This window comes from Streptomyces sp. NPDC004752 (assembly GCF_053601275.1).
Map to the genome: position 1 here is coordinate 1 of NZ_JBSGBN010000150.1, position 23,181 is coordinate 23,181.

Here is a 23,181-nt window from a genome sequence, read left to right on the forward strand (position 1 = left end):
CGCGGGGGAGCCGCATGTCGATACAGCCCCGCGCCCCCTCCGGGGCGCTGCCGGATGTGCGACGGGGGCGGCCCCTTCGGGCGGGGCCGCCGCCTTCGGTGTGGTGTGGAGCGTGGCTCAGCTGAAGGAGTCGCCGCAGGCGCAGGAGCCGGTCGCGTTCGGGTTGTCGATCGTGAAGCCCTGCTTCTCGATCGTGTCCACGAAATCGATGGTGGCGCCGCCGAGGTACGGAGCGCTCATGCGGTCGGTGACGACCTTGACCCCGTCGAAGTCCTTCGTCACGTCCCCGTCGAGGGAACGCTCGTCGAAGAAGAGCTGGTAGCGCAGGCCGGAGCAGCCGCCGGGCTGGACGGCCACGCGCAGCGCGAGGTCGTCCCGGCCTTCCTGGTCGAGCAGGGCCTTGACCTTGGACGCGGCGGCGTCGGTCAGGACGATGCCGTCGGTAACGGTGGTGGTCTCGTCCGATACGGACATCTACATCTCTCCCGGGTTGTACGGAGACTGCTTGCCGACGAGTGCAACCGGCGGGTCCGCGGATTCATTCCGGGCCGGGCATTCGCGTTGTCGCGTTTTTCCGCTGAGTTCATGCTCGCACACACCCGTGCGCGGCGGCAGCGGCCCGGGAGCGGCTCGACCGGGATTCACGTCACATGGACGCTATCGCCATCGTCAAAGTGACACGAACCGGTTATGATAGATAGCGTCAGGTTGACGAAAAATAGAAAGGGTGCGTGCCGTGACCACCGCCCAGACCCCCGAGCTCGACGTACAGCCGAGCCCCCTTGCCCTGCTGCTTCTCGGCCGGGAGGCCGACCCGAAGAGCGAACGCGGCGTCGAGTGTCCCGGCGAGCTGCCCTCGCCCGCCGACCCCGACCTGGTCGAGCGCGCGCGGGCGGCCAAGGAGCGGCTCGGGGACAAGGTCTTCGTGCTCGGCCACCACTACCAGCGCGACGAGGTCATCCAGTTCGCCGACGTCACGGGCGACTCCTTCAAGCTGGCCCGGGACGCGGCGGCCCGCCCGGAGGCCGAGTACATCGTCTTCTGCGGTGTGCACTTCATGGCGGAGTCCGCCGACATCCTGACGGGCGATGCCCAGAAGGTCGTACTGCCCGACCTCGCCGCCGGCTGCTCGATGGCCGACATGGCCACCGCCGAACAGGTGGCGGAGTGCTGGGACGTGCTCACCGAGGCCGGGATCGCCGAGCGGGTCGTGCCCGTCTCGTACATGAACTCCTCCGCCGACATCAAGGCATTCACCGGTCGGCACGGCGGCACGATCTGCACGTCCTCGAATGCGCCACGGGCCCTGGAGTGGGCCTTCCAGCAGGGCGAGAAGGTACTCTTCCTGCCCGACCAGCACCTGGGCCGCAACACCGTGGTGCGGGAGCTGGGCATGTCCCTGGAGGACTGCGTCGTCTACAACCCGCACAAGCCGAACGGCGGGCTGACGGCGGACGAGCTGCGGGACGCCCGGATGATCCTGTGGCGGGGGCACTGCTCGGTGCACGGCCGCTTCAGCCTGGAGTCGGTGAACGAGGTGCGGGAACGGATCCCGGGGGTCAATGTGCTGGTCCACCCGGAGTGCCGGCACGAGGTGGTGGCCGCGGCGGACCAGGTGGGCTCGACCGAGTACATCATCCAGGCGCTGGAGGCCGCTCCCGCCGGGTCCAAGTGGGCCATCGGCACCGAGCTGAACCTGGTGCGGCGACTGGCGAACCGTTTCGCTCCGGAGGGCAAGGAGATCGTCTTCCTGGACCGTACGGTGTGCTTCTGCTCGACCATGAACCGCATCGACCTGCCGCATCTCGTGTGGGCCCTGGAATCGCTGGCCGAGGGGAACCTCGTCAACCGCATCGAGGTCGACAAGGAGACGCAGCGGTACGCGAAGCTGGCGCTGGAGCGGATGCTGGCGCTGCCGTAGCGCTCGCGCCGGGCACCCGGGATCGGCCCGAGTGAGGGGCACTCTCTGTCAGAGGGTGCCCCTCGTTGTCGTCTCGATGCCCTTCACTGCTCCAGCAGTCGTTCCCCCCGGCTCGTCGCGATCCGCAGCGCGTCCGCCAGCGCCTCGGCGAGACGCACGCCCGTGAACCGCAACTCCCGCTCCCCCGTGCCCGGTTCGCCCAGCAGCGACTTCGCCGCGGACAGGACGTACGCGGCCGAGCCGAGCAGTTCCGCTTCCAACTCGTCGGCCATACGGGACAGTCGGCTGCCGGGATCCTTCGTGCTCAGGTAGCACGGGCGTCCGTCCTCCGCGGTCCAGGGCAGCAGCCGCAAGGGTGTTCCCGATCCGTCCCGCATCACCATGCGCATCTCCTCGATGGTTACCGTGTGTGTCACCATCGTTGCCGTACGGCACCTCCCTCAACAGCAGCGCCCCGTCCCGGCGTTGAGAACGGGACGCGCACAGCGGAAAGGCGAGACCGATGACGTTCAAGCCCCAGGCCCTGACCCCGTACCTGTCCGCCCGCCACTATTTCGGCGCCGAACAGCGCCGCCACCGCGAGTCAGCGGGCCTGTCTCTCGTTCAGCTCGCGGGCATCGTGAACTCCAGCAAGAGCACACTCGCCCGGATCGAGACGGCGGAGCTGATGCCGCCCCCGGACCTGCCCGACCGGCTGGACGCGGCGTTCGGCACGGACAGGCACTTCCACGGGCTGTACGAACTGGCCAAGCGGGAGGCGCATCCGGACCAGTACCGACGGTTCATGGACTTCGAGGCGCAGGCGGAGGTGATCGAGAACTTCGGGGCGCAGGCATTGCCGGGCTTGTTGCAGACCAAGGAATACGCCGACGCGCAACTCAGCCTCCGCGAGGAGCTGTCGCCGGAGGAGGTGGAACAGCGTGTCAACGCACGCCTCTCACGCCAAAGTCGGCTGCGCTCGGCAGACCGTCCCCTGCGCTGGGCGATCATCGACGAGTCTGTCCTTCAGCGAAAGGTCGGCAGCCATGAGGGTATGTACAAACAGCTGGTCCGGCTCCTCGAACAGGTGGATACTCCGGACAGCAAGGTCCAGGTGATGCCCTTCAGTGCCGGTCCGCACTACTTGATGGGTGGCGCGCTGACCCTGCTGACCCTTCCCAACGGCTCCACCATGGCTTACGAAGAGGGCATCGAGGTCGGTCACCTCTATGAGGACCGGGATTCGGTGAAGAAGTGGCGACGGCACTACGAAGTGCTCCGCGCCAACGCCCTCCCACCGGCAGCCTCGGCGGAGCTGATCCGACAGGCGATGGAGGACTACACACCATGCGACACACCCCCGAGCTGAACTCGGCCCGCTGGCGCCGCAGCAGCTACAGCAATGCCAACGGGGGCGAATGCGTCGAGATCACCGAGGACCTCCCCGGCGTGGTCCCCGTCCGCGATAGCAAGAACCCCCACGGCCCCGTACTCACCATCCCAGCCACCGCCTGGGACGCGTTCGTCACCTCATTGAAGGACTGATGCGGGACAGCCGGGGCTCATACGAGTCGGCGGGGAGGCCCGGCCCGCATGACCGTGGGCCGGGCTTCCGCCATATTCCCAACGGCTCCACCATGGCCTACGAAGAGGGCATCGAGGTCGGTCACCTCTATGAGGACCGGGACTCGGTGAAGAAGTGGCGGCGGCAGTACGAAGTGCTGCGGGCCAACGCCCTCCCACCAGCAGCCTCGGCGGAGCTGATCCGACAGGCGATGGAGGACTACACGCCATGCGACACCCCCCCGAGCTGAACTCTGCCCACTGGCGCCGCAGCAGCTACAGCAACACCAACGGGGGCAACTGCGTCGAGATCACCGAGGACCTCCCCGGCGTCGTCCCCGTCCGCGACAGCAAGAACCCCCACGGCCCCGTACTCGTCGTCCCGGCCGCCGCATGGGACACGTTCGTCACCTCATTGAAGGCTTGACGGGTGACGGCCGGGGCTCGTACGGGCCCCGGCCGTCGACTTGTGCCACGATCGAGGGAACGGCTCCCGATCTCGTGAACAGGTGATCTTCCGATGGCCCAGTCTGGCGAGCGACCGAAGGAGGGGCGTGACATGACTGCCATGGCCCATGAGCCACTCACGCAGGAAGAAGTGCTGCTGGAGGGCTTCCTCGCCCTGGGCACCCCAGAGGGTTTCCGGGCCGAGCTGATCGAGGGGGAGATCGTCGTGACACCGCCGCCGGACGGGGACCACGAGGACTACATCGGGCTGATCGTGAACCAGGTGATCAGGCGTTCCCGGACCGACATGCAGTTCTCCGGTAACAAGGGGCTGAAGCTGGAGGGCGGGGGTGGCTGCCCGAAGGACCACGTGATCCCGGACGGCACGTTCGCCCCCATGGAACTGCGCCTCTACCGGGGCGCCGAGTCCTGGATGCCCTGCGACGGCGTCGCCATGGTCCTGGAGGTGACGTCCACCAAGCCCCAGGCGGATCGCGAGGCCAAACGTCGCTGCTACGCCCGCGCTGGCATCCCGCTATACATGCTCGTCGACCGCGACGCCTCCGCGATCACACTGTTCAGCGCCCCGGAGAAGGACGACTATCGGGTGCACTGCACCCACCCGCTCGGCAAACTGCTTGCCCTCCCGGAGCCGTTCGCCTTCGAGCTGGACACCGCGGACTTCCTCTGACGTCCACGCAAAGACCCGGCCCGCGCGGTCGCGCGGGCCGGGTCTCTCTGCCGACTACACTCCCGCCGGCTCCGGCACCTCGGTCTCCCGGGCCTCCTGCTTCGCCGCGCGCTTCTTCGCCCGGCGCTCCTTGCGGAGTTCGAGCATCGCGTACAGCGTCGGGACCAGGAGCAGGGTCAGCAGGGTCGACGTGATCAGACCGCCGATCACCACCACCGCGAGCGGCTGGGCGATGAAGCCGCCCTCGCCCGTGATGCCCAGGGCCATCGGCAGGAGCGCGAAGATCGTGGCCAGGGCCGTCATCAGGATCGGGCGCAGCCGGTGGCGTCCGCCCTCCACGACCGCCTCCACAACCCCGTACCCCTGCTTCCGGTACTGGTTGATCAGGTCGATCAGCACGATCGCGTTCGTCACCACGATGCCGATCAGCATCAGCATGCCGATCATCGCGGGGACGCCCATCGGCGTACCCGTGGCGATGAGCAGACCGATCGCGCCGGTCGCCGCGAACGGGATGGACACCAGCAGGATCAGCGGCTGGGCCAGCGACCGGAACGTCGCCACCAGCAGCATGAAGACGATCGCGATCGCCGCGAGCATCGCCAGGGCCAGGTTCTTGAACGCGCTGTCCTGGTCCGAGCTGACGCCGCCGATCTCCGCCGTCGCCCCCGCCGGGAGCTTCAGCGCGGTGATCTTCGACTGCAGCTTGGTGCTCACCGCGCCCGTGTTGTCACCCGTCGGCCGCGCGGTGATGGTCGCCGAACGCTGGCCGTCGATCCGGGTCATCGACACCGGGCCGTCCGCCAGCCGCACCGTCGCGATGTCGCCCAGCTTCACCGCGCCCAGGTTCAGCGCGCGCAGCTGCGCCAGCGTCTCGGCCGGCTTCGCCGACCTGACCACTATGTCGCGCTCGGTGTCGTCCAGGGTCGCCTTCCCGGCCGTCGTGCCCTTGACCGCCTGGGCCACCGCGGCGCCCAGCGTCTGGTCGTTGAAGCCCGCCGCGGCCGCCTTGTCGTTCGCCTTGACCGAGATCCGCGGCACGCTCGTCGCCAGGTCGCTCGTCACGTCGGTGACATGGTCGAGCCCGGCCACGGTCTTGCGTACCTGCTCCGCCGCCGTGCGCAGCGCGTCCGCGTCGGCCGCCTTCACGACGACGCTCAGGTCCTGGCTGCCGAAGCCGTCACCGGCGGACACCGTGGTGGTGCCGATGCCCTTCAGCTCGGCCAGGCCGTCCTCGATGTGCGTCTGCACGTCGTCGTAGGACGCCGAGTCCTCCAGCATCACCTGGTACGACGCCTGGTTGGTGTCGGTGCCGCCACCGAAGGCGGCCATGAAGCCGGACGAGCCGATCGTGACCTGGTAGTCCTTGATGCCCTTGGTGTCGCCGAGCAGCTTCTCCACCCGGGCGGCCTGCTCGTCGGTGGCCGCCAGGCTGGTGCCCGGCTTCAGCTCCTGCTTGATGCTGAGGACCTGCTGCTCGCCCTGGTCGAAGAAGTTGGTCTTCAGCATCGGGGCCATGCCGAAGGTGCCGAGCAGCACCACCACGGCGATCACGACGCTGGTGAAGCGGCGGCGCGTGGCGAACCGCAGCACCGGGACGTACAGGCGCTGGAGGTGGCTGTTCGCCTCCTTCTCCTCCGCCTGGCGGCGGGCCTGCTCCGCGTCCTCGGGGGTGCCCTTCGGCGCGCGCAGGAACCAGTACGACAGCACCGGGACCACGGTCAGCGACACCAGCAGGGACGCCAGCAGGGCGGCCGTCACGGTGAGGCTGAACGAGCCGAACAGGGCGCCCACCATGCCGCCGACCAGGCCGATCGGCAGGAAGACGGCGACCGTGGTGAGGGTCGAGGAGGTGACCGCGCCGGCCACCTCGCGGACGGCGCCCAGGATCGCCGCCTGGCGCTCCTCGCCGTAGCCGAGGTGCCGTTTGATGTTCTCCAGGACGACGATCGAGTCGTCGACGACCCGGCCGATGGCGATCGTCAGCGCGCCCAGCGTGAGCATGTTCAGCGACAGGTCGCGCGTCCACAGAACGATCAGCGCGAGGACGACGGAGAGCGGGATGCTCACCGCGGTCACCAGCGTCGACCGCACCGACGCCAGGAAGACCAGGATGACGAGGACCGCGAAGAGCAGACCCAGGGCGCCCTCGGTGGTCAGGCCCTTGATGGACTTGGAGACCGCCGGACCCTGGTCGCTGACGACCGTGATGGTCGCGCCGGAGCCGAGGTCCTTGCGCAGCTCGGGCAGCTTGTCCTTGACCGCGTTGGAGATGGAGACCGCGCTGCCGTCGTGGTCCATGGTGACGTTCACGGCGAGGCTCGGCTTGCCGTCGGTGCGGGTGATGGAGTCGGCCGGGGCCGGCTGCTCCTTGACCGTGGCCACGGTGCCGAGGCGCACCGGCTTGCCGCCGCCCTCCCCGGTGACCATCAGGTCCCGGATCTGCGCGAGCGAGGTGAGGCCACCGCCGACCTGGACGGTGCGGTTGGCGCCGCCCTCGTCGAAGGAACCGGCCGGGACGGTGGCGCCGGCCGCCTGGAGCGCCGGGACGAGGGCGGCCGGGGTGAGGCCCGCCTTGGCCAGCTTCGCGTCGTCGGGGGTCACGGTGACCTGGAGGTCCCGCACACCGTCGACCTGGACCCGGCCCACGCCGCCGATGCCCTTCAGGTCCGGGACGACCGTCTTGTCGAGCTGGTCGGCCAGGGCCTGCTGGTCCTTGTCCGAGGTGACGGCGAGCACCACGGTCGGGATGTCGTCCGTGGACCCGGAGACGACCTGCGGGTCGACACCGTCCGGGAGCAGGGCCCGAGCCCGGTTGACGGCCTGCTGGACATCGGTCACGAGCCGCTTGGTGTCGTTGCCGTAATCGAAGGACGCCATGATCACGGCGCTGCCCTCACTGGCCGTGGAGGTGACGCCGGTGATGCCGTCGACGGCTTCGAGGTTGTCTTCGAGGGGTTCGACGACCTGCTTCTCGACGACGTCGGGGGACGCGCCCTGGTAAGGCGCGATGACCGACACCATCGGCAGCTCGATGGTGGGCAGCAGCTGCTGCTTGATCTGGGGGATCGCGATCACCCCGAAGACGATCGCGATGATGGATATCAGCCCGATCAGGGCCCGTTGCGCGAGGCTGAATCTGGACAGCCAGGACATGGGTGAGGGTCTCTCTTCTGTGAGGGCAGAAGGGCGCGTGAACGCCCACCTCACCACCCTCGCCCATGCGTGAGGGCCGATCCGTAGACCCCAGGTCCATTTCCTTATGCCGGTCCTACTGCCGGTGCAGTACGTCCGGGTAGAGGTCAGTCCATCCTCGGACGGACCAGCCCGGACTCGTAGGCGATGACCACCAGCTGGGCGCGGTCCCGCGCACCCAGCTTGGCCATGGCCCGGTTCACATGGGTCTTCACGGTCAGCGGGCTGACCTCAAGGCGCTCGGCGATCTCGTCGTTGGAGTGGCCGCCGGCGACCTGGACCAGCACCTCGCGCTCCCGTCCGGTGAGCGCGTCCAGCCGGTCGGAGCGGGCGGGGTCGCGGCCGTCGTCCGCCGCGTCGCCCTGGGCGAGGAAGCGGGCGATGAGGCCCTTGGTGGCCGTCGGGGAGAGCAGCGCCTCACCGCCGGCCGCGACGCGGATGGCGGCGAGGAGTTCCTCGGGTTCGGAGCCCTTGCCGAGGAAGCCGGAGGCGCCGGCGCGCAGCGCCTGCACCACGTAGTCGTCGACCTCGAAGGTGGTCAGGATGACCACGCGAACCTGGGCCAGGGTGGGGTCGGCGCTGATCTCACGGGTGGCCTGGAGGCCGTCGGTGCCGGGCATCCGGATGTCCATGAGGACGACGTCCGCCCGCTGCTCCCGGGTCAGCCGTACCGCCTCCGCGCCGTCGGACGCCTCCCCCACCACCTCCATGTCGGACTCGGAGTCGACGAGCACGCGGAAGGCGCTGCGCAGCAGTGCCTGGTCGTCGGCGAGCAGGACACGGATCGTCATGCGGGCTCCCCCGTGGCGGCGGTGCGGGTCTTGACGGGCAGGATCGCATGGACGCGGAAGCCGCCTCCGTACCGGGGACCGGTGGTCAGGCTGCCGCCGAGGGCGGTGACCCGTTCCCGCATGCCGAGCAGCCCGTGCCCGCCGCCGGTCGTGGCGGTGTCGTCCGCTGTCGCGCCGTCGTCGAGGACGGTGACCTCGACGAACGGTCCCACCCGTACGACGCTGACCTCGGCCTTGGCATCCGCCCCCGCGTGCTTCTGCACATTTGTCAGGGCCTCCTGGATGATCCGGTAGGCGGCCAGGTCGACGGCGGCGGGCAGGGCCTCGCCCTGTTCGGCGTGGGCGAGCTCGACCGGGAGGCCGGCGTTGCGGAAGGTGCCGGCGAGTTCGTCGAGGCGGCTGAGGCCGGGGGCGGGTTCGGTGGGGGCCTCGGGGTCACCGGTCTGGCGCAGCAGGCCGACGGTGGCGCGGAGTTCGTTGAGCGCGGACCGGCTGGCCTCCCATACGTGGCCGAGGGCCTCCTTCGCCTGGTCCGGGCGTTTGTCCATGACGTGCGCGGCGACTCCGGCCTGCACGTTGACGAGGGCGATGTGGTGGGCGACGACGTCGTGCAGATCGCGGGCGATGCGCAGGCGTTCTTCGGCGACGCGGCGGCGCGCCTCCTCCTCGCGGGTGCGTTCGGCCCGTTCGGCGCGTTCCCGGATGGCCTGGACGACGGCGCGGCGGCTGCGGACGGCGTCGCCCGCGGTGGCGCCGATGCCGGTCCAGGCGATGATGCCCAGGTTCTCCTGGGCGTACCAGGGCAGCGGGCCGACGAGCGTGGCGGCGCCGGTCAGCACGATCATGGTGAGCAGGCCGACGCGCCAGGTGGTGGCGCGGTCGGTGGTCGCGGCGACCGTGTACAGGGCGATGACGGCGCACATCGCGACGGGGGCGCGCGGGTCTCCGGTGACGCTCTCGACGAGGGCGGCGGCACCGGTGACGGCGAGGACGGATCTGGGGGCGCTGCGCCGCAGAACGAGGGCGGCTGCGCCGAGGGTCATCAGGACGAGGCTGAGCGGGTCGGGGGTCCGTACGCCCCAGCTGACACCGCGCTCTCCCCCGGGGGAGACGAAGGAGCCCGCCACCATGCACACCAGCGCGCCCGCCGCGACAGCCGTGTCCAGCGCGAGGGGATGCGCCGTCAGCCGGTGTCGGGCGCGTTGGAATGTGCTCACATCCTGAACGGTACGTTGCCCCTGCGGTGGGGCTTGTGCGGGTGTGCGTAGTTCCTCGCGCCCCTGGGTGGGCTGCACCCGCGCATAGCCGCGGACCTACCGGGGACGGTGGGGCACGGGCGCCATGAGGGTGCGGTGGTCTGGACCGTGCCGGTGCGCTGGCGCTGAGCGCGCAGTTCCCCGCGCCCCCAGGCGGGCTGCACCCGCACACAGCCACAGACGTACCGGAGACGGTGGGGCACGGGCGCCGTGGGAGTGCGGTGGGCCGGGACCGGGGTCAGCCCGGGATCAGGCCGTCGTCGCGCAGCAGGTCCCGGACCTCCTCCAGGGTCGCGTCGGGGGACGGCAGGATGAGGTCGGAGGGTTCCAGGGAGTCGTCGGGCACCGGTTCGCCCAGGTCGCGGACCCTGGCGAGGAGGGCCTGGAGGGTGCGGCGGAAGCCGGGGCCGTCGCCGTTCTCCATCTCGGCCAGGAGTTCGTCGTCCAGCTTGTTCAGCTCGGTGAGGTGGCCGTCCGCCAGCCTCACCTGTCCCTCCCCCATGATCCGTACGATCATGTCCGCCATCTCGCCCTCCAGCCCGTCGACGCTACTGCTTCTCTACTGCTTGTCGAAGCGCGGGGTGTCCTGCGGCTGCTGCTGGGACTGCTGCTGGCCCGTGCCGCCCTCGATCGCCTGCTGGGGTGAGCCTCCGGCCAGCTCCGCCTTCATGCGCTGGAGCTCCAGCTCCACGTCCGTACCACCGGAGAGGCGGTCCAGCTCGGCCTGGATGTCGTCCTTGGCCATGCCGGAGGGGTCGTCCAGGGCGCCGGAGGCCAGCAGTTCGTCGATGGCGCCGGCCCGCGCCTGGAGCTGGGCGGTCTTGTCCTCGGCGCGCTGGATGGCCAGGCCGACGTCGCCCATCTCCTCGGAGATGCCGGTGAAGGCTTCGCCGATCCGGGTCTGGGCCTGGGCCGCGGTGTACGTCGCCTTGATCGTCTCCTTCTTGGTGCGGAAGGCGTCGACCTTGGCCTGGAGGCGCTGGGCGGCCAGGGTGAGCTTCTCCTCCTCGCCCTGGAGCGTCGTGTGCTGTGTCTCCAGGTCCGTCACCTGCTGCTGGAGGGCTGCGCGGCGGGAGAGCGCCTCGCGGGCCAGGTCCTCGCGGCCCAGCGCGAGTGCCTTGCGGCCCTGGTCCTCCAGCTTGGAGGACTGCTGCTGCAACTGGTTCAGCTGGAGTTCCAGCCGCTTGCGGGAGGTCGCCACGTCGGCGACGCCGCGGCGGACCTTCTGGAGCAGCTCCAGCTGCTTCTGGTACGAGTAATCGAGGGTCTCGCGCGGGTCTTCGGCCCGGTCAAGGGCCTTGTTCGCCTTCGCGCGGAAGATCATCCCCATACGCTTCATGACACCGCTCATGGGCTTCGCGCGCCCCCTTCTGACGGACTCCAGCTCACAGATCTGCGACATGACCCACAGTACGGGCCCTGACTCCATTACCGCACTGTTCGGGGACGGATGCGCTCATCCCCAAGGACGACTGCGGCCGGTCCCGATCCGGCGCAGGGAGTAGGTGGCCTCCCCGGTGACCGCCGGATGAACCGTCTGCAACATCCCCTCTGTCCCCCTACAGACGACTGGTGTTGCCGGATCGTTCCCCACCGGACTGGGGTCCAGTCCTCGCCACCCCGTACCCTTGGGCTTTGTGTTCCGAAGCCGTGCCAAGGAAGAGAAGGCCCCGTCCGTCGACAAGGCGGCGGTGACCGACTCCAAGCAGCCCCGTGACCCGCAGGCTCCCAAGGGCCGCCCCACTCCGAAGCGGAGTGAGGCGCAGTCCCAGCGCCGCAGCGTCGCCAATACGCCGACGACGCGCAAGGAGGCCGCCAAGCGGCAGCGCGACGAGCGCCGTGTCCAGCTGGAGCGGCAGCGCCAGGCGCTGGCCAGCGGCGACGAGCGCTATCTGCCCGCCCGGGACAAGGGCCCGGTCCGCAAGTTCGCCCGGAACTGGGTGGACTCGCGCTTCAACGTCGCGGAGTTCTTCCTGCCGCTGGCCGTGGCCATCCTGGTGCTGAGCGTGGTGCGGGTGCCCGCGCTGCAGAGCATCGCGTTGCTGCTGTGGCTGGTCGTGATCGTGCTGATCGTGCTCGACTCTGCCCTCAGCGGCTTCCGGTTGAGGAAGCAGCTCGGCGAGCGCTTCGCCGACCAGAACCGCAAGGGCGCGGTCGCCTACGCCCTGATGCGCTCCCTGCAGATGCGCCGACTGCGGCTGCCGAAGCCCCAGGTCAAGCGTGGAGAGCGGCCCTGAGCGCAGCTTCTTTCCCGGTGAACGCGGCTTCTTTCCCCGGTGCGGCCCAGGCCCGGCCGGGCGGGCTGCGTGATGTCGTACGGCAGGAGCTGGTGGCCCGGCAGCTGGACGAGCAGATAGTCGGGCGGTTCCCGGTCGGGCGGCGGCTGCGGGTGCTCGACGTGGGGATGGGGTACGGCGCGCAGGCGCTGCGGCTGGCCCGGGCCGGGCATCAGGTGACCGGCGTCGAGCAGGACCCGGTGCTGATCTCGGCGGCCCGGGAGACGTTGACCGCGGAGCCCGAGGGGATTCGGGAGCGGATGCGGATCGTCCAGGGGGACGGCAGGGACACGGGGGTGCACTTCCTGCCGGGCAGCTTCGACGTGGTGCTGTGCCACGGGGTGCTGATGCATGTCGCGGAGCCGGACCCGCTGCTGGCCGGGCTGGCCCGGATGCTCGCGCCGGGCGGCCTGCTGTCGCTGGTGGTGCGCAACGGGGACGCGACGGCGATGCGGCCGGGGCTCGCCGGGGACTGGGCGGCGGCGCTCGCCGCGTTGGACGCGGCCCCCCGGTCGCTGTCCCGGGGAGACCGGGGAGACACCGACACGGGGATCGCGGACCGGCCGGGTCCGGACGTACGGGCCGACCGGCTGGCCGCGCTGACGGCGACACTGGCCGGGATCGGGGCACCGCTGCACGCCTGGTACGGGATCGGGGTCTTCACCGGCACGGCGGCGGAGACGGGCCCGGCGGCGGACGGCGCGGAGCCGCCCGCGGACCTGGCGGCGATGCTGGCCGCCGAGGAACGGGCCGGGCGAACGGACCCGTACCGCGGAGTGGCGACCCTCCTCCACCTGTGCGGCGTACGAGGCTGAACCACCGAGCCGGAAACGCGCCCGGCGGCGGACAACACGGAGCCGCCCGCGGACCCGGCGGAGACGCTGCCCGCCGACGAACGAGCCCCCCTGTGCAGCGCACGAGACCCAACCACCGGACCCAGGACGCGCCCGGCGGCGGACGCGGCGCCGTCCGAAGACCGGCTGGCCGCCGAGGAACGGGCCGGGCGAGTGGACCCGTACCGCGGAGTCTCGGCGCTGCTGCGCCTGTGCGGCGTTCGGGGGCTGAGCGGCGGGGGCAAGGACGCGGCCGTTCGGCCGTACTCCGCGGGCCCGGGGCTTTGGCCCACGGCGAGACTCGGGGCATGGACGCTTCCCGTACCCGTGCCCCGCGGGCCGTCGCCCTGCTCGCCGCACTCGTGTGTGCCGCCGTGTTCGTCACCGGGTGCACCGACTCCGATCCACAGCCCGCGCGGGACGCGACGACCGCGCCGGCCGCGGTCCCGCTGAGCGGCGGCGGCCTGCAGAGCGACTACCAGCGGGTGATCAAGGACGTACTGCCGTCGGTGGTGCAGATCCAGGGCAGCCGGGATCTGGGATCGGGGGTGGTGTACGACGACAACGGGCACATCGTCACCAACGCGCACGTGGTGGGCACCGAGAAGGTCTTCCGGGTGACCATCGCCAACAGCGAGGCGCCGCTGACCGCCCGCCTCGTGTACTCCTACCCCGAGCAGGATCTCGCGGTCGTCAAGCTGGACCAGGTCCCCGAAGGGCTGAGGGCGGCCCGGTTCGGGAACTCCGAGAAGGTGGAGGTCGGGCAGATCGTGCTCGCCATGGGGTCGCCGCTCGGGCTGTCGTCCAGTGTGACGCAGGGCATCGTGTCGGCGACCGGACGGACCGTCAGCGAGGGCAGTTCGGGCGGCGGCACAGGGGCCACCATCGCGAACATGGTGCAGACGTCGGCGGCGATCAACCCGGGCAACAGCGGGGGCGCGCTGGTCAACCTCGACGGGCAGGTCATCGGCATTCCGACGCTCGCCGCCGCCGACCCCGAGCTAGGAGGCAGCGCGGCACCCGGCATCGGGTTCGCCATCCCGGCGTCGATGGTGAAGACGGTCGCCGACCAGATCATCAAGGCGGGCCGGGTCACCGGCTCGGGGCGGGCGGCGCTCGGCATCACCGCGCGGGATGTCGTCGACGACTCCTACCAGCCCGCCGGGGTCGCCGTGGTCGAGGTGACGAGCGGGGGCGCGGCCGACAAGGCGGGGATCCGGCCGGGGGACGTCATCACCCGGCTCGGCGGCTCCGTCATCACCACGATCACCTCGCTCTCCGAGGCGCTGGCGGCGGACCGGCCGGGGCAGCGGACGACGGTCACGTTCACCCGCGACGGCTCCGAGCAGGCCGTGAACGTGACGTTGAGCGAACAGTGAGACGGGGTGGCCGCCGCGGCGGCCACCCTCGGCGGGGCGCCGGCTACGCCTCGACGGCGTGCAGGCTCATCGGCCCGTAGATCTCCGTGGCGTCCTCGAACAGCCACACCTGGTCGGCGCCGCCCGCGAGCAGGTCCTTCCAGTGTTCGCCGATCCAGGACTCGGCGTCCCCCTGCGTGGTGAACTCCTCGGGCTGCACCGCCGGCTGGACCTCCGTCCCGTCGGCCTTCTCGAACCGCCACGTCCATGCCGCCATGTACGCCTCCCTGGTGTCAGCACATGCAGAGCAGAGCGGGAGCCGGATCCTGGTCCGGCCATGGTCCGACTCCTGCCCGCAGCCTATGCGGGGCGAGCGAAGTCCGCTGTGGTTCGGCAGCGCCCCGACGATAGGGGCGCGGGGAACTGCGCGACCGGCCACGATGGCGCCGCAGACGAAGGCCAACGCGTCAGGACCCCGATAGGGGCGCGGGGAACTGCGCAATCTTGGCGCGTCAGAGCCCCGCAGGGGGCGCGGGGAACTGCGCGACCGGCCCCCCATGCCGCCGCAGCCGACCGACGCGCAGCACGGCCCTTCCAGCGGAGCGCCGAGTCGGATGCGCGAGACCTGCGGCGGCAGGTGAAAATCGGTCCGTGGAAGTGACTGTGCTCGGTACCGGTGCTCCGGCGGGGCTGCCCCGCCCGGACTGTTCCTGCGCGGCGTGTGCGGCGGCGCTCGGCGGCGACGCGCGGGCGGCCACCGCGCTGCTCGTGGACGGGGTGCTGCTGCTCGACCTGATGCCGGGCGTGGCGTTCACGGCGGCGCGGGCGGGGCGCTCGCTGGGCGGCGTACGGCAGGTGCTGTTGTCGCATCCGCACGACGGGCCCGCGGTGGAGGTGCCGGCCGGGCTGCCGCAGCCCGTGCGGGTGCCGGACGGACGGGAGATGACGCTGCTGACGGGGCATCGGGTGCGGGCGCTGGCGATGGACGCGGGCGGCACCGGGTACGCGGTGACCGGGCCGGGCGGGCAGCGGCTGCTGTATCTGCCGCCGGGCAGTGCCCCGGCGGGGCTCGCGCGGGGCGCGGAGTCCGCCCGGCTGTACGACCTGGTGTTCGCGGATGTCGTGGGGCGGCCGGACGCGCTGGCCAGGCTGCGCGCGGTGGGCGCGGCCGGGCCGACGACGGACGTGGTCGCCGTGCACCTGGACCACGATGTGCCGCCGGGCGCCGAGGTGCGCCGACGGCTGGCCGCGGCGGGGGCCCGCGCGGTGCCGGACGGGACGACGCTGACGGTGGGGGCGTACGAGGAGGTGCCGGACGTGCCACGGCGGACGCTGGTCCTGGGCGGGGCGCGCTCCGGGAAGTCGGTGGAGGCCGAGCGGCGGCTGGAGTCCTTCCCGGACGTGCTGTACGTGGCCACGGGCGGCTCCCGGGGCGGGGACACCGAGTGGGCGGTGCGGGTGGCGGCGCACCGGGAGCGGCGACCCGGGTCCTGGCACACGGTGGAGACCTGCGATCTGGTGCCGCTGCTCGCGACGGGCGGCCCGCCGATGCTGATCGACTGCCTGTCGCTGTGGCTGACGGACGCGATGGACTCCGTCGGGGCGTGGGACGACGCCGAGTGGGCGTCCGGCGGGGAGCGGGCCCTGCGGGAGCGGGTACGGGAGTTGACGGCGGCGGTACGGGCCACGCGTCGCACGGTCGTCGCCGTGTCCAACGAGGTGGGGTCCGGGATCGTGCCCGCGACGGCGTCGGGGCGGCGCTACCGGGACGAACTGGGCCGGTTGAACGCGGCGTTCGCGAGCGAGTGCGAGCAGGTGCTGCTGGTGGTGGCGGGGCAGGCGATGGTGCTGCGCGGCTGAGGCCGATTCTGAAGTCAAGTGCGCGGCCGGGTGCGTGGCCGGGTCAGTCGGTCTCCTTGCGGGCGATGACGCGGTACGCGTTCGAGAAGCGGGTGCGGCGCAGCAGCGGGGCCAGCCCGCGGTCCACAGCCGTCGCCGCGGCCACCAGCGGTGCGGTCGCGCGGAGCAGGCGCGCGGGCAGGACGTGGGCCAGGGCGAGGGTCAGGGCGGCGGACAGGTCGTAGGGGGTGTGCGCGGCGCGGCGGTCGGTCGTGACGATCGTGCAGCCGCGGGCCTCCAGTTCCGTACGAAGGTTGTCCAGCGGCACCAGGTGGGCATGGCGGGGCTGGCCGTGCGGGAGCCACCACGTGCCGAGCAGCGCGGCGAACGCGCAGGCCGGGTCCGGGACTTCGAGGAGGAGATGGCCGCCGGGGCGCAGGACGGTGAGGGCGGCGCGGAGTTCCTCGCGCGGGTCGGGCGTGTGCTCCAGGTGGTGGAACATGCTGACCACGTCGTAGCGGGCGCGCAGGCGGGCGGTCAGGTGCGGATCGGCCAGCCGGCCGACGTACGCCTCCTCGATCCGGCCCGCCGTGCGGGCCCGGAGCACCCGTGGGGTCGGGTCGAGGCCGTCGAACGACGTGTAGGGGAACAGGTCGCGGGCGGCTTCCGGGAAACGGGCGTGGCCGGTGCCGACGTCCAGCCAGCTCTCCGGTTCGAGGAACCCGGGGCAGCGCAGCAGCGCGCGGGCCGCGGCGCGGTGGCGGCGGGCGGAGTGCACGCGGTCCACGAGCGGCTGCACGTGCTCGTCGTGGAACTCGCGCTGGTGGAAGGCCAGTCCCTGCGGGGTGAGGCGCGGGTTCTGGAAGGTGTGGGCGCAGTCGTGGCACTCCTCGACGACGAAGACGCCCGGGGCGCGGTAGCGCAGGTCGGGCGCGCGCAGCCGGGTACGCAGACGCCGCGAGCCGCACCAGGGGCAGTCCGTGCGGCGCGGGTCGTGGAAGGGGGCGGTGGTGCGGGGCGCGGGGAGCGTGGAGGGCTCCGCCGGCGATGTGACGGGCTCCGATTGCGACGCGACCGGCTCCGACTGCGGCACGGGGGGGTCTGCTCGCGGCATGGGGGGTTGCTCTCGCGGCGCAGGGGGTTGCGCTCGCACGGAGGGCTCGGGCCGAGCGGGCGGCTCGGTCTTCGTGGTCGGTCCGGCGGGTTCCGCCGGTGGGGGCGGTGCGGCCGGTGCGGGCGGTGCGGCCGGTGCGGGCGGTGCGGGCGGTGCGGGCGGTCCAGCCGGTTCCGCTGAGGCGGGCGGTTCGACCAGTTCCGCCGGTTCCGCCGGTACGGGCGGCTCGGGCTGCATGGACGGCTCCGGCTGCATGGGCGCCTCCCTGTACGACAATCCACTGCAAAGTGGAACGTATGGGATAGCGATCTTGGGTGCAATGACGCCGTGCGGATGCGGTGCCGACGTGGCGTGGAACCGACGCGGAACCATTCGTTCGCTGCCGGTACTGTTCGGCGAATGAGCTCGCTGAATCTCGACGACTTCACCGATCTGATCGAGCGCCCGGACGGCGGTGTGCGCCGTGACGCAGAGGCGCGCCGGGAACGTCTGGTCGTGCCGCCCGGGTCTCTGGGGCGCCTCGACGACCTGGGTGAGTGGCTGTCCGCCGCGCAGGGCGCCGTACCGGTACGGCCGGTCGAACGGCCGCGGGTCGTTCTCTTCGCCGGGGACCACGGAATCGCCGGGCTCGGGGTCTCCGCCCGCCCGGCGGGCGGCGCCGGGGAACTGGTGCGCGCGGTCCTGGAGGGCGGCAGCTCGGTGTCGGTGCTCGCCCGGCGGCTCGGGGTGCCGGTGCGGGTGGTGGACATGGCGCTGGACTGTGCTCCGGACACCTTCCCGAAGGACGTCGTACGGCATCGGGTGCGGCGCGGCAGCGGCCGGATCGACATCGAGGACGCGCTGACCCCGGAGCAGGCCGAGGCCGCCTTCCGGGCCGGGATGGCTGTGGCCGACGAGGAGGCCGACTCCGGTACGGACATGGTGGCGCTCGGCGATGTGAGCGTGGGCGGGACCACGGCGGCGGCCGTGCTCGTCGCCGCGCTGTGCGGGACCGACGCCTCCGTGGTGACCGGACGGGGCGGCCTGGCCATCGACGACCTCACCTGGATGCGCAAGTGCGCGGCGATCCGGGACGCGTTGCGGCGGGCGCGACCGGTGCTCGGGGACCAGTTGCAGCTGCTGGCGACCGTGGGCGGGGCCGATCTCGCGGCGATGACCGGGTTCCTGTTGCAGTGCGCGGTGCGGAAGCTGCCGGTGATCCTGGACGGGGTCGTGGCGGCCGCGTGCGCGCTGGTCGGGCAGCGGATCGCCTTCCGGGCGCCGGACTGGTGGCTGGCCGGACACGACAGCGGCGAGCCGGGGCAGGCGAAGGCGCTGGACCGGATGGCGCTTGAGCCGCTGCTGAAGCAGGGGGTCACGGTCGGCGAGGGAACCGGGGCGCTCCTGGCGCTGCCCCTGGTCCAAGCGGCGGCGGCGCTGGCCGCGGAACTCCCCGAAAAGCCGACGGCCGAACCCGGGAAGAGCGACGCGATCCAGCCGGAGGAACAGCCCCCGGCACACGAGTAGCGGCCCAGCGGAAGGCGAACGCGAACTGGAGGCGCACGACCGACGGGAGGCAGGCGGCCAGCGAAAAGCGGGCGCCGAGAGGAGCGACGGGCCGACGGGAGGCGGGCACCAGCGAGGCGGCAGACCGCGGAAGGCGGGCGGCCGGGGGCGGGCGCGACCGGCCGACGGCAGGCAGACGCCCAGCGAGGCAGTAGATCAGCGACCGCCGGACACCAACGGAAGCTGGACGGGCGCGGAAGCCGCAGACCCGCACCAGAGTCGCAGACCGACCCGCGAGCCGCAGACCCGCACGGGAGTCGCAGACCGACCCGCGAGCCGCAGACCCGCACGGGAGTCGCAGACCCGCACCGGAGTCGCAGACTCGCGTGGGAGTGGTGGGCTCTCGCGGCCGGGTGTGAGGGGTTCGTTGGCAGCTCACCCATATGATCCCCCTTCATGGGAGATGCCCGAATTGCCGTGGAGCAGGTATCCGGCCCGGGGCGGCCGGATGACAGGGGGCGGCCGGGTGGCCCGGCCTCGGCGCGGGCCGCCGCCTGCGCCGTCTGGTACCTGCGGGCCGTCGCCTTCGTCAACTTCCTCAGCGCGGTGTGGGTCTCCCTCGAGCAGGACGTGCGCCGCCACAACCAGGAGAACTACTTCACGCCCTACCTGCTGACGGCCGGCTTCGCCTCGGGCCTGTTCACCGCCTTCCTGGCGATCACCATGCGGCGCCGCAAACGGGCCGCCTGGATCCTCAACCTGGTGCTCAGCGGCGCATTTCTCGTCCTGCTCGCGTTCGCCATGGCCTTCCCGGAGATCCGGCAGTACGCGCAGAACTGGATCTCCCTCGCGCTGACCGCCGGGTTCGTCGCCGCGCTGCTCGTCGGGCGCCGCGAGTTCTACGCCAAGGGCGACCGGTCCAACCCCAGGCTCGCCGCCACCGTCGCCGTCGGCGGCGGGCTCGCCGCCTCGCTGCTGGCCGCGCTGCTCGTGACGGTCACCAACCGGGCACCGGACGCGGGGCGTTCGACGTTCCCGGAGCGCTGGCACTACGGCACGCTGCGGCTGATCTCGGTCGCCGCCGACGAGTCGTACTTCCCCGGGATCACGACCCCCAACTGGGTCAACGTCGTCATCAACGTGCTGAGCACGGCCCTCGTCCTCGCCGTGTTCTACGCCGCCTTCCGCTCCCGGCGCGCCGTCGACCCGCTCACCGGGGACGACGAGAAACGGCTGCGGGTGCTGCTCGACCGCTACGGCGAGCGGGACTCGCTCGGCTACTTCGCGCTGCGCCGGGAGAAGAGCGTCGTATGGTCGCCGACCGGGAAGGCTGCGGTGGCGTACCGGGTCGTGGGCGGGGTGTCGCTGGCCTCCGGGGATCCGCTCGGCGATCCCGAGGCATGGCCGGGGGCGATCGTGCCGTGGCTGGCCCAGGCCCGGGCGCACGGCTGGATCCCGGCCGTGATGGGAGCCGGCGAGGAGGCGGGAACCGTGTACGCCCGGCATGGTCTCGACGCCCTGGAACTCGGCGACGAGGCGATCGTGGAGGTGGCCGACTTCACGCTGGAGGGACGGGCGATGCGCACCGTCCGGCAGGCCCACAACCGGGTCGGGCGGGCCGGGTACGCGGTGCGCGTGCGACGGCACGAGGAGATCCCGGCCGACGAGATGACGTGTCTGGTGCAGCGGGCGGACGACTGGCGGGACGGGGCCTCCGAGCGGGGCTTCAGCATGGCGCTCGGGCGGCTCGGCGACCGGGCGGACGGGCGCTGCGTGATGCTCGAATGCACCGGTGCCGACGGCGAGTTGAAGGCGCTGCTGTCGTTCGTGCCCTGGGGCCCGCACGGGCTCTCGCTGGACCTCATGCGGCGGGACCGGGCCGCCGACAACGGGCTGATGGAGTTCATGGTCATCGAACTGCTGCGCCGGGCCGGGGAGTTCGGAATCACCCAGGTCTCGCTCAACTTCGCGATGTTCCGCTCCGTCTTCGAACGTGGCGCGCGCCTCGGCGCGGGTCCGGTGCTGCGGCTGTGGCGCTCCCTGCTCAGCTTCTTCTCGCGCTGGTGGCAGATCGAGTCCCTGTACCGCGCCAACGCCAAGTACCGGCCCATCTGGGAGCCCCGGTTCCTGCTCTTCGAGAAGAGCGCGGACCTGCCGCGCATCGGCCTGGCGTCGGCCCGCGCCGAGGGGTTCCTGGAGGCGCCGGGGCTGCCGAAGTGGCTGCACCGCAGGCACCTGGAGACACACGGATGAGGTCCGCCGGATGAACAAGGTCGCCCGCTGGGCCCGCGCCGAGTGGGGGCTGCTGTACGTCACGGTGCGCGAGCCGTTGCGAAAGCGGGGCGCGCGGGTGGTTCCGATGACGCTCACCGCGGTGTGCCTCACCGCGGTGCTCCAGGTGGTGCAGAACCAGTCGTGGGGCTTCCAGTTCGTGCAGAACGTGGGCGCCGTACGGGCCCAGGACCCGCTGTGGCCGGCCCTGCTGCGTACCCCGCTGTCGCTGTTCGTCCCGGCGCTCGACCTGCCGGTGTGGGGTGCGCTGGCGCAGATCCTGTGCGTGTTCGGCGTCGCGGAGATCTGCCTCGGCTGGTGGCGGACGCTGACCGTCGCCTATGTCGCCACGCTCGCCGGGACGCTGTACGCGCGCGTGGGCATCGCCCTCGGACCGCACGCCCCGCTCGGCCTGCCGGCCCCGGACGCGCAGGTCGTGGACACCGGCCCGTCGGCGGCCGTGGTGGGCCTCGCGGTGTATCTGAGCTGGCGGTACGGCGCCTATGCGACGGGCGGTGCGGTGGTGCTCGCGATGGTGGTCGAGGTACTGGTCAAGGACAACCTCGCGGGCAAGGAACATATCGCGGCCCTGGCCGGCGTGACGGCCCTGTGCACGCTGCTGACCGTCCTCCGTCGCAACAACCGCCGCCCCGCACCGGAGAGCGGCTAGGCAGCGCCCCAAAAACGCCCCGAAAAAACGCCCCGAAGGGGCGCGGGGCTGCATCGATGTGCGGCTCCGCCGCGCGGGGGCCCCTGTTCGAGCGGAGCCGAGAGCTTGGGGGAACGAGCGACCACGGCAGAGCCGCAGCCGAACGACGGCCCGTCACCGGCCCGCGGCGGAGCGGTCGGGCGCCCCCGCGATCCAGTTCTGGACGGCCCGGCTCGGGCCGGACCAGCGGCGGTCATGGCGGTACGCGCGCAACAGCGACCTGGCACGGGCGCGCGGCCGACGCCGATAGAAGCGCTTGGCCCAGGGCGAGCCGGGACGGGCCAGGCGGACCGCGCCGACGAGGGCGATCAGCGGGACGACGACGCCGTACAGCGCGGTGCGGGTCTTGCCCTTGCCGAGGGCGACCAGGGCGAACAGGAAGTTCGCGGCGACGCTCACGATCGCGGCGCCGCGGTCCTGGAGTTCCTCCGCGGAGAGGTCGTTGACGCCGAACGGGGCGAAGCCCGCGAGCAGCAGGCCGACGAGGGCGGCCGTCAGGACGACGACCTCGACGCTCTGCCGACCCGCCTCGGTCCAGTAGACGTCGTTGAGGTGGAGGATCAGCGCGAACTCGTCGAGGACGAGGCCCGCGCCGATGCCGAAGATCACGGCGGAGACGGCCGCGCCGAACCCGTGCCGGCCGCTGGCCACCGCCCCGAAGCCGCCGATCACGGTGAGCACGACACCGGGGACGGCGTGGTGGATGTGCAGCCCGCCCGCCCTGACGTTGCGGAAGGGGCCCTTGCCCGCCCGGATCAGCCGGGTGATGGCCCGGGTGACGAGAAAGGTAAGGACGAATGCGGCGAGGGCGAGAAGCAGCGGGAGCTTGCCGGGCTCGATGATGTTCCGGTCCAGCCAATGTCCCATGCGCGCACTTTATCCCCGTTGTCCTCGGCGGTCGGTCGTGAATCCCGGCGGCCCGCGGCGCCCTCGCGGCCGACGGGTACCCTGCGCCGATGTCCCCGATGTCCCCGACCTCGCCCGCCTCACCGGGCTCGCCCGCCTCAACCGCCTCACCCGCGGAGGGCCTCCGTTTCGCCTTCGGCACCCTCACCGTGCTGCCCGTCGCCGTGCGCCGCTGGGACCGGGCGGCGGCCCGGCTCGGCATGCTGACGGCCCCGCTGGTCGGGCTGGTCGTGGGCGGCTGCGCGGCCGCGGCCGGACTCCTGCTGCTCCTGCTGGGCGCGGCCCCACCGCTCGCCGCCATCGCCTCGGTCGCCGTACCCGCCGTACTCACCCGCGGTCTGCATCTGGACGGACTCGCCGACACCGCGGACGGGCTCGGCAGCGGCAAGCCCGCCGAGGACGCGCTGCGGATCATGAAGCGGTCGGACATCGGCCCGTTCGGCGTGGTCACGCTGCTGTTCGCGGTGCTGGCCCAACTGGCGGCCCTGGCACAGGCGTACGGCGACTCATGGGCCCGGGGCGCGCTCGCCGCCGTGGTCTCGGCGAC

Annotated in this window: 24 protein-coding genes; 14 read left to right on the forward strand and 10 right to left on the reverse strand. The window is 71.8% G+C overall.

From position 1 onward, the window contains the following. Positions 1-117 precede the first annotated feature (117 nt). A complete protein-coding gene (gene erpA / locus ACWEKM_RS39505) occupies positions 118-474 on the reverse strand; it encodes an iron-sulfur cluster insertion protein ErpA (RefSeq protein ID WP_451626128.1) in 357 nt (118 codons plus the stop codon). 262 nt (positions 475-736) lie between these two features. Between erpA and nadA the strand changes: the two genes are divergently transcribed. After that, positions 737-1,921 (forward strand): quinolinate synthase NadA, encoded by a 1,185-nt coding sequence (gene nadA / locus ACWEKM_RS39510; RefSeq protein ID WP_451626129.1) that lies wholly within the window; start codon positions 737-739, stop codon positions 1,919-1,921. A gap of 83 nt (positions 1,922-2,004) precedes the next feature. Here nadA and ACWEKM_RS39515 read toward each other — a convergent pair whose 3' ends face one another. Beyond that, the gene (locus tag ACWEKM_RS39515) at positions 2,005-2,337 is read right to left on the reverse strand and encodes a hypothetical protein (RefSeq protein ID WP_451626130.1); all 333 of its coding nucleotides are present in this window, start codon (positions 2,335-2,337) and stop codon (positions 2,005-2,007) included. A gap of 86 nt (positions 2,338-2,423) precedes the next feature. Here ACWEKM_RS39515 and ACWEKM_RS39520 point away from each other — a divergent pair, with 86 nt between their 5' ends. From ACWEKM_RS39520 to ACWEKM_RS39540, 5 genes are all read left to right on the forward strand, one after another. Further along, positions 2,424-3,269 (forward strand): helix-turn-helix domain-containing protein, encoded by an 846-nt coding sequence (locus ACWEKM_RS39520; RefSeq protein WP_451626131.1) that lies wholly within the window; start codon positions 2,424-2,426, stop codon positions 3,267-3,269. After that, positions 3,248-3,445, forward strand: coding sequence for a DUF397 domain-containing protein (locus ACWEKM_RS39525; RefSeq protein ID WP_451626132.1), 198 nt, complete (start codon positions 3,248-3,250; stop codon positions 3,443-3,445). Before ACWEKM_RS39520 ends, ACWEKM_RS39525 begins: the two co-directional genes overlap by 22 nt. Then, the gene (locus tag ACWEKM_RS39530) at positions 3,445-3,714 is read left to right on the forward strand and encodes a Scr1 family TA system antitoxin-like transcriptional regulator (RefSeq protein ID WP_451626133.1); all 270 of its coding nucleotides are present in this window, start codon (positions 3,445-3,447) and stop codon (positions 3,712-3,714) included. Before ACWEKM_RS39525 ends, ACWEKM_RS39530 begins: the two co-directional genes overlap by 1 nt. After that, positions 3,693-3,890, forward strand: coding sequence for a DUF397 domain-containing protein (locus ACWEKM_RS39535; RefSeq protein ID WP_451626134.1), 198 nt, complete (start codon positions 3,693-3,695; stop codon positions 3,888-3,890). Before ACWEKM_RS39530 ends, ACWEKM_RS39535 begins: the two co-directional genes overlap by 22 nt. Before the next feature lie 141 nt (positions 3,891-4,031). Then, complete coding sequence (locus ACWEKM_RS39540; RefSeq protein ID WP_451626147.1) at positions 4,032-4,601, forward strand: Uma2 family endonuclease; 570 nt, start codon at positions 4,032-4,034, stop codon at positions 4,599-4,601. Between the two features lie 54 nt (positions 4,602-4,655). Here the strand turns inward: ACWEKM_RS39540 and ACWEKM_RS39545 are convergent, their stop codons facing one another. The 5 genes from ACWEKM_RS39545 to ACWEKM_RS39565 all read right to left on the reverse strand — a co-directional run bounded on the left by ACWEKM_RS39545 (position 4,656) and on the right by ACWEKM_RS39565 (position 11,194). Further along, the gene (locus ACWEKM_RS39545) at positions 4,656-7,757 is read right to left on the reverse strand and encodes an efflux RND transporter permease subunit (protein ID WP_451626135.1); all 3,102 of its coding nucleotides are present in this window, start codon (positions 7,755-7,757) and stop codon (positions 4,656-4,658) included. A gap of 146 nt (positions 7,758-7,903) precedes the next feature. Then, positions 7,904-8,587, reverse strand: a complete 684-nt coding sequence (locus tag ACWEKM_RS39550; RefSeq protein ID WP_451626136.1) for a response regulator — start codon at positions 8,585-8,587, stop codon at positions 7,904-7,906. Then, a complete protein-coding gene (locus ACWEKM_RS39555; protein ID WP_451626137.1) occupies positions 8,584-9,804 on the reverse strand; it encodes a sensor histidine kinase in 1,221 nt (406 codons plus the stop codon). Before ACWEKM_RS39555 ends, ACWEKM_RS39550 begins: the two co-directional genes overlap by 4 nt. 277 nt (positions 9,805-10,081) lie before the next feature. Then, positions 10,082-10,360, reverse strand: coding sequence for a PspA-associated protein PspAA (gene pspAA, locus ACWEKM_RS39560; protein WP_451626148.1), 279 nt, complete (start codon positions 10,358-10,360; stop codon positions 10,082-10,084). A 42-nt stretch (positions 10,361-10,402) separates the two neighbouring features. Beyond that, positions 10,403-11,194, reverse strand: a complete 792-nt coding sequence (locus ACWEKM_RS39565; RefSeq protein WP_451626138.1) for a PspA/IM30 family protein — start codon at positions 11,192-11,194, stop codon at positions 10,403-10,405. A gap of 247 nt (positions 11,195-11,441) precedes the next feature. On the opposite strand from ACWEKM_RS39565, the gene ACWEKM_RS39570 reads away from it, so the two are divergent. The 3 genes from ACWEKM_RS39570 to ACWEKM_RS39580 all read left to right on the forward strand — a co-directional run bounded on the left by ACWEKM_RS39570 (position 11,442) and on the right by ACWEKM_RS39580 (position 14,331). Further along, the gene (locus tag ACWEKM_RS39570) at positions 11,442-12,080 is read left to right on the forward strand and encodes a DUF3043 domain-containing protein (protein ID WP_451626149.1); all 639 of its coding nucleotides are present in this window, start codon (positions 11,442-11,444) and stop codon (positions 12,078-12,080) included. Positions 12,081-12,172: 92 nt separating this feature from the next. Further along, positions 12,173-12,934: a class I SAM-dependent methyltransferase gene (locus ACWEKM_RS39575; protein WP_451626150.1), complete on the forward strand. Its 762-nt coding sequence runs from the start codon at positions 12,173-12,175 to the stop codon at positions 12,932-12,934. A gap of 326 nt (positions 12,935-13,260) precedes the next feature. Continuing rightward, entirely contained in the window at positions 13,261-14,331 is a 1,071-nt protein-coding gene (locus tag ACWEKM_RS39580) for a S1C family serine protease (RefSeq protein ID WP_451626139.1), read from the forward strand. Between the two features lie 43 nt (positions 14,332-14,374). Here ACWEKM_RS39580 and ACWEKM_RS39585 read toward each other — a convergent pair whose 3' ends face one another. Next, positions 14,375-14,587 (reverse strand): hypothetical protein, encoded by a 213-nt coding sequence (locus ACWEKM_RS39585; protein WP_451626140.1) that lies wholly within the window; start codon positions 14,585-14,587, stop codon positions 14,375-14,377. A 374-nt stretch (positions 14,588-14,961) separates the two neighbouring features. Between ACWEKM_RS39585 and ACWEKM_RS39590 the strand changes: the two genes are divergently transcribed. Next, the gene (locus tag ACWEKM_RS39590; RefSeq protein ID WP_451626141.1) at positions 14,962-16,170 is read left to right on the forward strand and encodes a bifunctional adenosylcobinamide kinase/adenosylcobinamide-phosphate guanylyltransferase; all 1,209 of its coding nucleotides are present in this window, start codon (positions 14,962-14,964) and stop codon (positions 16,168-16,170) included. A gap of 43 nt (positions 16,171-16,213) precedes the next feature. On the opposite strand, the gene ACWEKM_RS39595 is transcribed toward ACWEKM_RS39590, so the two are convergent. Then, the gene (locus tag ACWEKM_RS39595; RefSeq protein WP_451626142.1) at positions 16,214-17,242 is read right to left on the reverse strand and encodes a class I SAM-dependent methyltransferase; all 1,029 of its coding nucleotides are present in this window, start codon (positions 17,240-17,242) and stop codon (positions 16,214-16,216) included. Between the two features lie 420 nt (positions 17,243-17,662). On the opposite strand from ACWEKM_RS39595, the gene cobT reads away from it, so the two are divergent. The 3 genes from cobT to ACWEKM_RS39610 all read left to right on the forward strand — a co-directional run bounded on the left by cobT (position 17,663) and on the right by ACWEKM_RS39610 (position 21,689). Then, positions 17,663-18,769, forward strand: a complete 1,107-nt coding sequence (cobT, locus tag ACWEKM_RS39600) for a nicotinate-nucleotide--dimethylbenzimidazole phosphoribosyltransferase (protein ID WP_451626143.1) — start codon at positions 17,663-17,665, stop codon at positions 18,767-18,769. Positions 18,770-19,204: 435 nt separating this feature from the next. Next, on the forward strand, positions 19,205-21,001 hold the full coding sequence (locus ACWEKM_RS39605) for a phosphatidylglycerol lysyltransferase domain-containing protein (RefSeq protein WP_451626144.1): 1,797 nt from the start codon (positions 19,205-19,207) through the stop codon (positions 20,999-21,001). A 10-nt stretch (positions 21,002-21,011) separates the two neighbouring features. After that, complete coding sequence (locus ACWEKM_RS39610; protein ID WP_451626145.1) at positions 21,012-21,689, forward strand: hypothetical protein; 678 nt, start codon at positions 21,012-21,014, stop codon at positions 21,687-21,689. Positions 21,690-21,842: 153 nt separating this feature from the next. On the opposite strand, the gene ACWEKM_RS39615 is transcribed toward ACWEKM_RS39610, so the two are convergent. Next, positions 21,843-22,595 (reverse strand): hypothetical protein, encoded by a 753-nt coding sequence (locus ACWEKM_RS39615; RefSeq protein WP_451626146.1) that lies wholly within the window; start codon positions 22,593-22,595, stop codon positions 21,843-21,845. Between the two features lie 98 nt (positions 22,596-22,693). On the opposite strand from ACWEKM_RS39615, the gene ACWEKM_RS39620 reads away from it, so the two are divergent. Further along, a partial coding sequence (locus tag ACWEKM_RS39620) for an adenosylcobinamide-GDP ribazoletransferase (protein WP_451626151.1) occupies positions 22,694-23,181 on the forward strand: 488 nt, incomplete at its 3' end.